The sequence below is a fragment of the Butyricimonas sp. RTP31003st1_G1_RTP31003_210430 genome, from assembly GCF_040920905.1.
GTDB lineage: Bacteria > Bacteroidota > Bacteroidia > Bacteroidales > Marinifilaceae > Butyricimonas > Butyricimonas paravirosa.
Genome location: NZ_JBCOSQ010000010.1, coordinates 58,213 through 71,232 on the forward strand (window position 1 = coordinate 58,213; position 13,020 = coordinate 71,232).

A 13,020-nucleotide genomic window follows, 5' to 3' on the forward strand; every position below is an offset into this window, starting at 1 on the left:
AGTTAATTAAAAATTAAGCCCTATCGAGAATGACACCGAACGCTCGAACGGATAACTGGTTCCCCGCTCCTCCTTGATCGAAGAAATCCGGAAAATATCATTCATATAAGCCGTGAAATTAAATGCCGACGCCCCGATATACTTCAACCACTCGGCCGTAGAGGTACGGTAACCGATATTGATTGAATTACAAGAGAACGTGTTCTCCTCCTCGATAAAACGGCTACTCATATTCGTCGATTTCGTATCGTCGATACGTTTGAAGCGAGCCTTATCTCCCGGCTTCTGCCAACGATCGTACAACGCACGCTTATCCTGGTTATACTTCAACTGCGACGAACTGATATTCTCCACCTTGTTAAACAACGTGGATAACGAAATCATACCGCCCACCCGATAGGAGAAAGAAGCCCCGAAAGAAAAACCTTTATACACCAACGAAGTCTGGAAAGCCCCCTGTACCTTCGGGTTACTGTCACCGATCAACACCTCGTCACTCTGCTTCCATTCATACGTGTACGAACCGTCCTTCTTAATAAAAATCTCGTTACCCGTGGCAGGGTCGATACCTGCCGAACGCACGGCGTACACCCCGGTCGTGCTTGCATTATCATAATAACGCAACAAAGAGGTACTTGCCTGCCCGCGCTCGTTGTACTCCTCCAACAAATTACCGATTTTCTTATATTTCGTCGTGTTATGATTCAAATTACCGCTAACATACCAGTTAAAATCCCGTTGTTTGAAAAAATAGTAGGTCATACGCACCGAAATCGAACGGTTATCCGTAGCTCCCACGTTCATCGGGGCAGTCGATGCTCCGGTAGAAGTCGGCATATCGATACGCACCAACAACGGATCCGTATTACGCATTTGATAATCGAAATTCAAATTCAAACGGCTATCAAGGAACTGAACATCCACCCCGAAATTATGCGTCACCGTGCGTTGCCACTTCAAATTGTTGTTACCCCACGTCTCCACCGAGGCTGCCAGCCCGAAAGGATTCGAATAAGCCGTATTGTACATGTAAATGCTGGACGACAACTTCGCATCGTAATTCTGGTTGCCAGGATTACCCAAAGAATAACGCAACTTCAAATAATTAATCACCTTACTGTTCGCCAAGAAATTCTCTTGATGCACGTTCCAACCGACACCCACAGCCCAAGTCGTCGTAAACGGGTCGTTGATACCGAACTGCGAAGCCCCGTTCGTCGTCAGGTTGAAATCGAGCAGATAACGCATATGATAAGCGTAATTCGCATTGAAATAATAACTCACGCTACGATTCTTACTGTCCGAGGCACTCGGTTTCCCCGTCGCGTAACTAGATGAAAAATTCGGACTCGAAAACTGGTCGGTGGTATATCCTTGCGCTCCGAAACCGTATGACTCCTGCGTCTTGTCCGAGAACTGCATACCGGCAACCCCATTCAACGTGTGCTCCCCGAAAGAACGCCCCACCGTCAAGTTCACGCGTCCCGTAACCGAATTACTCGTGGTCGAACTCTTCGTGTAAGTCCCCTTCTTATCTGCGTCGGTCTTCGAGAAAACCGTTTCGTTCGGTGAACGGAAACGCTCTGCTTCCGACTTAGACATCTGGTATTGCAAATTACCGCGAACTCGGAAATAGGTCAGGAAACGATACTCGATCTGGAAATTATTCGTGATATTCCACGTGTCCGTCTCGTTCGTGCTCGCTTGCTGGTAATCCCACAACGGGTTCCAAATATAATCGTAATTATTCGCTCCAGCAAGACTCTCCCGGTACACGTACTTGGGCACCTCTCCGTCAACCGTACGCTTTGCGTAAAACGGATTCATCTGCGAATATGAAGAAAAATCCACCGGGTTATTTATCGCCTTCGTCTTCCCGATCATCGTTTGATTGGAAAACGACAAATCTTTCACCCGGTAAGAAAGACGTATATTACCGTTCAAAATATCACGGCTAGACTTTTTCATCACACCCTGCGTGTTATTATAAGAAACACCCACGCCATACAAGAACGTCTGGTCCCCCCCGTCAATGAAAACATTATGTCCTTGCGTGAATGCCGTGCGTAACGGCTCGTTCAACCAGTACGTGTCATACCCCTCCTGCACCAACTTCAAACGGGCATAATAACGTGCCCGGTTCGACTCGTTGATAATCTCCCCGTTCTCATCCAGATTACCTCCAGAAGTTTCCCGGTACACCCCGGCCAACTTCTCGTACTCCAACTTCTCCGCGGCATTCATCAAATTAAAATCACTCAAATCCGCCCAACCCACGGCAAAATTACCGGTATAAGAAAAACGCAACTGCCCTTGTTTCGGCTTTATAGTTTCAACAACAACCACACCGTTTGCAGCCTTCGAGCCGTAAATCGCCGTGGCCGAAGCATCCTTCAAAATAGAAATACTCTCCACGCGGTCCATATTCAAATCCTGAATCGTCTCCAGCGTCGTCTCGAAACCATCCAAGATAAACAACGGCTGGTTCGGATCTGTACTATACTCCTGAGACAAATCCGTCACGTTAATCTTACCATTGATACTGATATCCAAGGCTGCATTCGGGTTAGATCCTTGTGCACGATTCTCCGTGATAATAAACGAAGGATCCAATATACTCAAACTCCGTAACACATTTTGCGGGCTAATCTGCTTCAATTCTTCCGCTTTAAACGTCGAAACGGAACCAGTAAAAGTCTCTATATTACGCGTATAAATACCCGTGATCACAGTCTCCTCCAACTCTGTCACGTCCTCCTCCAACTTTACGTCTATCACATTCTTGTCTCCAATTACCACCCGCTTGCTTTTCATTCCCATGAACGAAAACAACAACGCCAGATTCTTGGAATCACCGCACTCTATCGTGTACGTCCCGTCCACGCGGGTCGTCGTCCCCAATTTCGTTCCCTCGAGCATAACCGTCACACCCGGCAACGGCTGCCCCGTCTCGTCCTTCACTTGTCCCGTAATTTTTCGAGACTTCACTTGTTGTTGCGGTGCTTTAGCCTTCTCTTGCCGCTTCAAAACGATCGTCTTATCCTCTATCGACCACTCCAAATCGGTCCCTGCCAAACACTTCGTCAACACAACACTCAACCGCTCGTTCGTAAACCGCAATGTCAAGTTCTTCACCGCCGCCACTTGCTCGTCCTGATACAAAAAAGTAAAACCCGTCGATTTCTCCAAAATGGAAATAATCTCCGTCAAATTCGCGTTCTGCACCTCGAAAGAGACCTTCTCCTCCTGAGCATAGGTACTCAAGAACGACGATGCCAAAAAGATAACGCATATCACCTTTCGACACAACGCCCACAAGCCCCTTTTACCAAAAAGCGCTCCATGTTTCATTTTCACCATTTTTTTTAATTTAAATTAAACTAACGAACGGTCTTCTTCCCCGATTCACGACACAGCCTTGGGCCCTATAACTGTTTTTCATTTTTCGGTTATATAAATCGTCCTACCTTCTATATTAAAATTCAATCCTCCGGTCATCTCCAACATCCGCACGACTTGTTCAAAATTACCATAACGCCGCATATTTCCCGTGAATGAAATTCTTTTCGTTTCCTCGTCTTTAAACACGACCTTCACATCGTACCACCGCGATACCACCTGCATTACACGCTCCAAAGATTGCTGCCGAAACACGAATAGTCCCTTTTGCCACGCCACATAGGGGAACACATTTACCTCCACTTTGCTCAAATGTCCATCCTTATCCAACACTCCCTGCTCGTTCGGCTCCAACAACACACTCTCATTATCCGACGATAAACGCACTACCCCCTCCACCAACGTCGTCACCACACGCTCTTCTTCCGCATAACCGCTCACGTTAAAAATAGTTCCCAACACCTCGATTTTGGCATCCTCCACCTCCACCACGAACGGATGCTCCGGATCTTTTGCCACTTCAAAATACCCTTCTCCACGTAAAAACACCCGTCGCTCCCCGCGATCAAACTGCACCGGATAACGCAACTCCGATTCCGAATTCAAACACACCGAAGTCCCATCACCCAACACAACCGAATACTCACCACCCCGCGGTACCCGCAAAATATTGTATTGCAACTCCTCCGTGTCACACTTCTCCCGACACAACCTCTCCCCGGTATAACTCACTCGGCCCTCCGTCGAATGCACCTCCATTCCCTCGTGCATCCACACCGAATCCAACTGCCCTTTCCCCAACATCACGCATTCACCACTCGATAAAATCAACTCGGCCTTCGACCCCTCTGCGATAATCTCGGAAGCGGCATTCAAACGCTCTAAACCCGACAATTCCATCCGATCAAAGTAAAACCATCCCCCTAACAACAAAAACACGGAGGCAACCGCTGAAGAGAGATAGCAAAACCTTCGTACCCGCACTCGTCTCTGAGCACGTCTTTTTACCTTCGCATAAGCACGCTCGCTATCCGTACACGCCCGTTGTGCCATCTTCATCTTCATAAACTCGACCGACATCACCTTCGCATACAACACCTCGTTCTCTGGGCTTTCCTCACGCCAAGACCGCACCTTCTCTTCCTCCTCCTCCGTTAAATTTTGTTGCCGCACCTTCACCAGCAACATCACCACTTCTGAATAATTCTCAAACATATCGTATTCATAATTTTCACGCATACGACACATCAAAAACAAAAATAGGTATTAAAAAAAGTGATTATTTTCTCATTTTAACACTTCAATTCTTCTAACACCTCAAGTAAAATACAATGAATCAAAAAGATAATATTAAATCAACGGAGCCAAAAAAAGATACAACTTTCCTAATTTTTCTTTCAACACCTGCTTGGCGGCCTGCTTACGCTTTTTCACTGTCTCTTCCCCGACATTCAACTTCTGGGCAATCTCCTTCACCCGATACCCCTCCATCGACATCGTGATTACCTGCCGGTAGGTCGGTGGCAACGCCTCCATCGCTTGGTTCACTAACCTGAAAATCTCCTCTTCCATATACCGGTTAGCCTCCATCACATCCACCTTCTCCTCCCTATACGAACGCATCATCTCTTCCCTCAACTTCTCCCCACGTAAATAATTGAAACACCGAAAACGCACCATCTGATAAACATAAGCCGAAAAATTTTCCACGGCCTTCCATCTCCCCCGTTGCTCCCACATCTTTACGAACACATCCTGCACCAAGTCTTCCGCCACGACCTCCTCCTCCACGTAATAACACGCAAAAGAAAGCAAAGAAGGATAATAATCCATAAATAAATCATGGAAAAAATTTTCTTCGCATATTATTTGCTTATTCTTCATAGAATCTCTTAGCTCACATTTGCGATACAAGTATACAAAGAATTCAATAAAAAGGTTTAAACTTAACTTACAAATTTGTTAATTATTTCCTTTATTGTATTTTCAGCCTTGCTTATTCTAACCATTTCATACATCAGCCTACTCACTTACGAGATAACCAGAATCCCTACTTCTGTTGAAAGCGGAACTCATCCACCATATCCAGTAACACTGCCCCGTAACGTTCCACGATCTTTTTCCCAACTCCAGGAACTGCCAGCAATTCCTTTGAATTCGTGGGCAGCGTGTTACTGATTCCCAGCAAAGCTTTCTGCTGTAATACTGTGTACACGGGCAATTTCAATCGTTCAGCCTCCTTGTTCCTCCAAGCACGAAGAGTTTCATATAACTTCGAATGTAATATATCAGGAGAAATCTCCACTTTTTCCGCTCCGGCACGTTTCGCCTTAATCTTCACTTTCGGGGCATCAATTAACGCCTTCGCCTTCGCTCGTAAATAATCTTTTACAGAAAAACCGTTCCCGATCACTTTCAACGTTTCAAGTTTCAAGTTCACCTCTCCCCGAAAACGTTCCATATTTTGTTCCACCAACTTCCTCACCTCCTTGTTATCAATCTCCGGAATAGCCTCTTCCAAGAATTTTCCAAAAATAGACATCGTATGTTCCCGGAAATATTCCGCCCCCTTCTTCACCCGGTCTGCGATCACCGGATCCGCCTCGTAATTCCCTTCTTCCGGCATCAACCGTTCCAACTGGTTCTGAAACCGTTCGGCCACCGCCAACAATTCCTCTGCGCACTTGGCTCCCGCCACCCGGTAACGTTCCACCCAATCGGGATACAACCGACGCAACTGCTCATCCAGCACCCGGTACAAATAATGTAACCTCCACCGGATCGTCTCGTAATCGAATTGTTCCAGCAACAACTCCCTGAAATAAGACTGCCGGGCCTGTTGCAATTCCTCTTTATTCGGCTCCTTCTGTTCCGCCTCCCGCACGAATTCATCTATTGCCCCATCACTCACCAGCGAACGCACGGTTACTGGGGAACTCAACACAAGCCCCTCGAACGTCTTGCAACGGCTCAACGCCACGTACACCTGCCCGTGAGCAAATGCTGCATTGGCATCCACGATCGCCCGTTCAAACGTCAACCCTTGGCTTTTATGAATCGTAATCGCCCACGCCGTTTTCAACGGGTACTGCTTAAACGTTCCCTCCACCGTCTCCGTGATCTCCCGAGTCTCCTCGTCTAACGTGTATCTCGTGTTCGTCCATTCCTCCGGGGTCACCTGAATCTTCAGACCATCCTCTTTTCCTACCACCTCGATGGAACGGTCATTAATAGCCGTAATTTTACCGATTTTACCGTTGTAGTAACGCTTTTCCGGTGATGAATCATTTTTCACGAACATCACCTGTGCCCCCTGTTTCAGCACCAACGTCTCCTCCGTGGGATAAGAATAAGTGGGGAAATTATCCTTCACTTCTGCCTTAAACGAATAAGCCCTAGTCGATAATTCTGCCATTTTCACGTCGTTAATCCTTTGTGCTTGGTGGTTATGTGTTGTCAACGTGATATACCCCTCGTCATCCGAAGGCTTGAAGCCCGGTACATACCTCCGGTTCAACATCCCCAACACCGCGGCATCCACCCGGTTCTCCCGTACCCTGTTCAACAGGTCCACGAATTCCCGATCCTGTTGCCTATAAACGTGTTTCAACTCGATTGCCACGTAACGGGTGGCTGCCAAAGCCTTACTATGGAAAAAGAACGCCGATGCGTAATGCTGTTTCAACAACGCCCACTCGTCCTCTTTCACCACGGGAGCCAACTGCTGTAAATCACCGATCAACAACAACTGCACCCCACCGAAAGGCTCGTTCTTGGAGCGGTAACGACGCAACATATCATCCACCGCATCCAGCAAATCTGCCCGTACCATACTGATCTCGTCAATCACCAGCAAATCAATCGTCTTGATAATATTGATCTTTTCCCGATTGAACTTGTGCGTGTATTGCAATTTTTCACCTCGCTCCACCGTATCCGAACTTCCCGGCACGTATGGCCCGAATGGCAACTGGAAGAAAGAGTGGATCGTCACCCCACCCGCATTAATTGCCGCCACTCCCGTGGGAGCAACCACAATCATCCTTTTGGGTGATCTCCGTTTCAATTCCCGCAGAAACGTAGTTTTTCCCGTTCCCGCTTTTCCTGTAAGAAACACGTTCACTCCCGTATATTCCAAAAAGTCATACGCCAATTCCAGTTGAGGATTACTTTCCATGAATCAAGATTTTACACGAATTATCATTCTATTCGGCCTTCACAGACACGCAACTCGTACAAAGGTAGAAAAATAATCTATTCGTATCACGGCAATTATACACAATCACGTACACCTCTTGATATTTTCGATTATTTTTTAGGATTATTCTTTACAGATTCATATATTTGTAGAAATTACATACAATACCATTTATGAGATTTCAAAACTTCATCATGGGCATTCCGTATCGGGTTCGTGCCTAATTTAATCCCGGAAAAATTCCTCCGGACTTTTTTAAAACTTTCCTCCTAACCGGGAAGTATCAAGGTATTGTTTTCTCACTTTTAATATTGATATAAAATTACCATGAATAACTGGAAAAAGGTATTCGCAATTATATGGACAGGACAGTTTTTCTCCATACTGACCAGTTCGCTCGTTAATTTTGCCATCATTTTATGGCTAACCTTTGAAACTAAATCGGCAGAAACTTTGGCTTTCGCCACGATTGCCGCCATGTTACCGCAAGGCATCTTAGGTATGTTTTCCGGAGTATTTATCGACCGGTGGAGCAGGAAGAAAATCATGATCCTGTCTGACAGTTTCATTGCTTTCTGCACACTTATTCTAGCCTTTTTATTTTATTTCGAACAAGCGGAAGTTTGGCAAATCTATCTATTGTTAGCACTACGATCGATAGGTTCAGCTTTCCATACTCCTTCAATGCAAGCATCTATCCCATTACTCGCTCCAGAATCTCAATTATTACGGATCGCCGGGATCAACCAGATGATCAATTCTGCCTGTAATATAGCCGGACCAGCTTTAGGAGCCTTGGCAATTACCACGCTGGCCATGCCTGTCGTGCTTATGCTCGACGTGATCGGAGCCATACTCGCCTGTACCTCGCTGGCTTTCGTCAAAATACCGAACCCTCCACCCGGTGAACACGCGGGAGAAAACAATGTCCTTCAAGACTTAAAAGAGGCTCAACGGGAGGTTGTCAGCCACCGGGGGATGCCATTATTGTTAATCCTCTCGATCATAGCCACATTTTTTATCATGCCAGTCAGCGTGCTTTTCCCTTTAATGACCCTCAATCACTTTTCGGGAGATGCTTTCCAAATGAGTCTGATTGAAGCCATCTGGGGAGTCGGAGCCCTATTTGGGGGAGTAGCCTTGAGTATCAAACAATACAAGATCAACAAAATCACGCTGATCAACCTGACATACATCCTCTTGGGAGCCGGATTCACGGCATCTGGCCTACTATCTCCCAATGCCTTTGTCTGGTTCGTCGTGTTTACCGCATTTGAAGGCGTGATCGGGTCATTATACTTTGCCTCGTTCACAGCCGTTATCCAGACGAAAATCAACCCGGCAATACTCGGACGAGTATTTTCCATATACATGAGCCTTAGTATGCTCCCCTCCATGCTCGGATTAATGAGTACCGGGTTTATTGCCGATCACGTGGGGATTACAAACACGTTCGTCATTGGTGGGCTCGTGATATTAGCTATCGGGGTTATATCATTCTGCCTCCCGTCCTTGTTGCAAGTGGGTAAATTGACCGTTAACGGGAAAACCCACAATATCTAAAGTATATAAATTAAAAGCCACCTCGAAAAAGGTGGCTTTTAAATATCTGATCAATTCGATAGATTACTTTCCGGCACGAGCTTTATACTCTTTCAAACCGTCTTGCAAGAATTTCACGAAAGCATCCCGATCTTTATTATAACCTCTAGCGGGTTGTAATACATGCGGTTTCAATACTTTCTCGTTACCTTTACGGCTATCTAACAAAATATAGTTCGGTTGAGCGTTCGACTCGAATTGCTTGATCTGGAAGTCTGTATTCTTCTTTCCAAGCGTGTTTTTCTTCTTTCCGTCATACTCTGACACGTAAACCTCTTCTGCTGGTAATTTGGTCTTATCGTCCACGTAAAGAGCCACGATAATATAATCATTCTTCAACATTTCAAGCACACGAGGATCAGACCAAACGCTTTGTTCCATCTCACGACAGTTCACACAACCGTGACCGGTGAAATCAATGAACAAGGGTTTATCTTGAGCTTGTGCGGCTTTCAATGCCTGATCATAATCGAAATAACCATCCAACCCGTGGGGCAAGTGCAAGAAATCAGAGTATTTTACAGGTTCGTTGGATGCGGCACTAGCAGCTCCTTGTGTTCCACCTACCTGCACGCCACTCTTCATGATCTCTTTCGCATTGTCACGCACGATACGGTTAATATCGAAGTCAATCGTTTCTTGTGGCGGGAAATATCCGGCCAAAGCTTTCAACGGTGCCCCGAACATACCCGGGATCAAATAGATCACGAATGACATGGTAATAATAATCATCACCAAACGAGGTACTCCGATATATGGTAAATCGCTATCGTGAGCGAATTTGATTTTACCCATCAAGTACAATGCTTGTAACGTGAACACGGCTACCCAGATAGCGATGTAAACCTCACGGTCTAACAATCCCCAGTGGTAAGTCTGGTCTGCTACCATCAAGAACTTGAATCCAAGGGCAACCTCCACGAATCCTAATACAACTTTCACCGCATTTAACCAACCTCCTGATTTCGGTAGATTGCTTAATTTTGAAGGGAAGAAAGAGAAGAATCCGAAAGGCAATGCCACGGCGATAGAGAATCCTAACATACCGATGATCGGGCGTAATACAGATCCGCGTGCAGCCTCTACCAACACGGTTCCCACGATCGGGGCGGTACAAGAGAATGATACCAATACCAACGTGAATGCCATGAAGAAAGCTCCGATGTAACCACCTTTATCAGCTTGTTTATCCGATTTATTTACCAACCAAGACGGTAACACGATCTCGAACGCACCAAAGAAGGATGCAGCGAAGATCATGAATATAATGAAGAAACAAATATTAGGCAGCCAGTTCGTACTCAACCAGTTAATGAATCCCGGTCCTAACAAGAACGAAATGATCAATCCTAAAGCGGTATAGATACCAACGATAGACAAGGCGAAGAAAATAGCTTTTGCCTTTGCTTTTGCTTTATTACTATCCCCATGCATGAAGAATGACACCGTCATCGGGATCATCGGGAACACGCAAGGCATCACAACTGCCAGTAATCCACTACCAAAAGCCACCCAGAAGAACAGCCACAAGGAATCATCCTCGGTTGCATCCTTCGTTTCATCGGCAGCAGCAACAGTAGCTTTATCGGCACCTTTGTTACCCAACTCGATCGCGAAATCCTTCTCTCCCGGCACACAAGCACCTTCCTGACAAGCCTGAAATTCAACGCTTCCTTTCACGGTAGTAATGGAAGGATCGGTAACTTTGATCTTTTGGGTTACGGTGTAATTATTTGAATAATACCACACATCGACTCCGAAAACATCATCATGCTTTTTACTTGGTTCACTCTCCTCGGCCGTACCCACTAATTCGATTCCCTCTCCCACTTTCTCAATGGTAATTGATGTAGGCATGGGACCACCTGCCGGGGTTGACATGGAGTAAACCGTCCACCCGGGTTGAATGGTTGCTTTAAAGGTTAAAGCGTATTCGTTATCCCCGGTTTTCTTCTGTGAAAACGTCCAACTTGTCGGGTCAGACATTTGAGCGAAAACCGAAAAGGTTCCCACGAACAACGTAAAGATCAACGTCAATAGTCTCTTTTTCATAAAAAATTATTTAATAAAACATCAATTTGCATGCTTCTCGAAATCGTATGCATTATCACACAGTGGACGCAAAAGTACCATATAATTTGTTCTCACACAAATTCATGGTACTATTTTAACATCGTTTTAAGATGGAATGACGAAACTGTAAGTAAAAACACCTACTCAGGTTCTATTTCTCTATTAAAACGATTAAAAAACTTATATTCGTAAATATAAAAAGAGGGTACTCCGACCACCTTTAAATGGATATGATGCTTGAAAGCCCACTTCCTACGCAAAGACCAGAAACCTTTTTTTAGATACGCCTCCACAAAGGGGTGTACTTTCAATACCAGATTCTTGATTTTCTTCTCCTCGACCAAGAACTCAAGCTGGTCTTCAATCTTATCAATCACTAAAACAGCTGCATCGGCTTTACCGGTTCCATGACACACGGGACAAGTCTCCGTGGTCGTCACGGTCATTTCCGGACGTACCCGCTGGCGCGTGATTTGCATTAATCCGAATTTACTCAGAGGGAGTATGGTATGCTTGGCACGATCGAGTTCCATTGCCGAACGCATCTTATCGAACAACTTCTGGCGGTTTTCCGCTTGTTGCATGTCAATAAAGTCGATCACGATAATACCTCCCATGTCTCGCAATTGTAACTGACGAGCCACCTCGTCGGCAGCAGCCAAGTTTACTTCCAAGGCATTTGATTCTTGGTCATCGCCCAATTTCACACGATTCCCGCTATTCACGTCTATCACGTGAAAAGCTTCCGTATGTTCTATAATAAGGTATGCCCCGTTTTTAAACGAAACGGTACGTCCCAGCGAAGACTTGATTTGCTTGTCCACCCCAAAATGATCGAAGATCGGTACCTCGGTTGACACAAATTTAACGATACCTTCTTTCTCCGGAGCTATCGTGCTGATATAACGCTTAATTTCTTTACTCAATGCTAAATCATTCACATAAATGTTCTCGAACGAGGGATTCAATATATCCCGGAGAATAACGCTGGTTCGGTCAATCTCTCCCAAAATCAGCTTGGGAGGCTCTATATCCCGAAGATGTTTGAACGCGGTCTCGAAACGTTCAACAAGTTCTGTTAATTCACTGTCAAATAGCTCGGCATTCTTGCCTTCAGCGACAGTTCTCACGATCACCCCGAAATTCTTGGGGCGTATACTTTCAATCAGTCTTTTCAAACGCTTCCGTTCTTCGACCGATTTTATCTTTTGTGACACGGATACCTTTTCCGAGAAAGGCATCAGAACTAGGTGGCGCCCGGCAATACTCAACTCGGAGGTCAAGCGCGGGCCCTTGGTGGAAATAGGTTCTTTCGCAACCTGCACGGCAACATATTGGCCGACAGAAAGCACGTCCCCGATCTTCCCGTTTTTACTGATTTCCGGCTCCAGTTTTAACTTGGCTACAGGCATCCCCTTCCGGGCTATACATTGCTTTATATAGCTATCCAAAGAATAAAACTGGGGACTGAGATCAAGGTAATGCAGGAAGGCATCCTTTTCATAGCCGACATTAACGAAAGCGGCATTCAAACCGGGCATGATTTTCTTCACTTTCCCGTAATAGATGTCACCTACCGCAAATTTAACGCTAGTCTTCTCCGTTGTCAACTCTACCAACCGCTTGTCTTTTAACAAGGCGATTACTACTTCTTCCGCTTTTACATCTATGACTAACTCAGTATTCACTACCTGATCAATTAATGTATTAATCAAAATAAACCTAAAGGCATAGCCCTTAGGTTTATA

General features: G+C 45.5%; 7 protein-coding genes. 1 reads left to right on the top strand and 6 read right to left on the bottom strand.

Annotated features, from left to right (window positions below; genetic code table 11):
- Window positions 1-6 precede the first annotated feature (6 nt).
- The 4 genes from AB5542_RS04850 to AB5542_RS04865 all read right to left on the bottom strand — a co-directional run bounded on the left by AB5542_RS04850 (window position 7) and on the right by AB5542_RS04865 (window position 7,576).
- On the bottom strand, window positions 7-3,360 hold the full coding sequence (locus AB5542_RS04850) for a SusC/RagA family TonB-linked outer membrane protein (RefSeq protein WP_368243004.1): 3,354 nt from the start codon (window positions 3,358-3,360) through the stop codon (window positions 7-9).
- Between the two features lie 78 nt (window positions 3,361-3,438).
- Window positions 3,439-4,614: a FecR family protein gene (locus tag AB5542_RS04855; RefSeq protein ID WP_182002197.1), complete on the bottom strand. Its 1,176-nt coding sequence runs from the start codon at window positions 4,612-4,614 to the stop codon at window positions 3,439-3,441.
- Between the two features lie 135 nt (window positions 4,615-4,749).
- A complete protein-coding gene (locus AB5542_RS04860; RefSeq protein ID WP_270543185.1) occupies window positions 4,750-5,283 on the bottom strand; it encodes an RNA polymerase sigma-70 factor in 534 nt (177 codons plus the stop codon).
- Between the two features lie 166 nt (window positions 5,284-5,449).
- Window positions 5,450-7,576, bottom strand: coding sequence for an HRDC domain-containing protein (locus AB5542_RS04865; protein ID WP_087421234.1), 2,127 nt, complete (start codon window positions 7,574-7,576; stop codon window positions 5,450-5,452).
- A gap of 348 nt (window positions 7,577-7,924) precedes the next feature.
- On the opposite strand from AB5542_RS04865, the gene AB5542_RS04870 reads away from it, so the two are divergent.
- Window positions 7,925-9,160 (top strand): MFS transporter, encoded by a 1,236-nt coding sequence (locus tag AB5542_RS04870; protein ID WP_279039431.1) that lies wholly within the window; start codon window positions 7,925-7,927, stop codon window positions 9,158-9,160.
- Between the two features lie 63 nt (window positions 9,161-9,223).
- Here AB5542_RS04870 and AB5542_RS04875 read toward each other — a convergent pair whose 3' ends face one another.
- Window positions 9,224-11,251 (bottom strand): protein-disulfide reductase DsbD family protein, encoded by a 2,028-nt coding sequence (locus AB5542_RS04875; RefSeq protein ID WP_087421232.1) that lies wholly within the window; start codon window positions 11,249-11,251, stop codon window positions 9,224-9,226.
- 161 nt (window positions 11,252-11,412) lie between these two features.
- Window positions 11,413-12,960 carry an Rne/Rng family ribonuclease gene (locus AB5542_RS04880; protein ID WP_087421328.1) on the bottom strand — a complete coding sequence of 516 codons (1,548 nt, stop codon included), beginning with the start codon at window positions 12,958-12,960 and terminating at the stop codon, window positions 11,413-11,415.
- Window positions 12,961-13,020 lie beyond the last annotated feature (60 nt).

What these genes read in the sequence shown, in the direction of transcription:
- AB5542_RS04850 (WP_368243004.1), bottom strand. Translation starts at nt 3,360, where the DNA reads ATGGTGAAAATGAAACATGGAGCGCTTTTTGGTAAAAGGGGCTTGTGG.
- AB5542_RS04865 (WP_087421234.1), bottom strand. Translation starts at nt 7,576, where the DNA reads ATGGAAAGTAATCCTCAACTGGAATTGGCGTATGACTTTTTGGAATAT.
- AB5542_RS04860 (WP_270543185.1), bottom strand. Translation starts at nt 5,283, where the DNA reads ATGAAGAATAAGCAAATAATATGCGAAGAAAATTTTTTCCATGATTTA.
- AB5542_RS04870 (WP_279039431.1), top strand. Translation starts at nt 7,925, where the DNA reads ATGAATAACTGGAAAAAGGTATTCGCAATTATATGGACAGGACAGTTT.
- AB5542_RS04855 (WP_182002197.1), bottom strand. Translation starts at nt 4,614, where the DNA reads ATGTTTGAGAATTATTCAGAAGTGGTGATGTTGCTGGTGAAGGTGCGG.
- AB5542_RS04875 (WP_087421232.1), bottom strand. Translation starts at nt 11,251, where the DNA reads ATGAAAAAGAGACTATTGACGTTGATCTTTACGTTGTTCGTGGGAACC.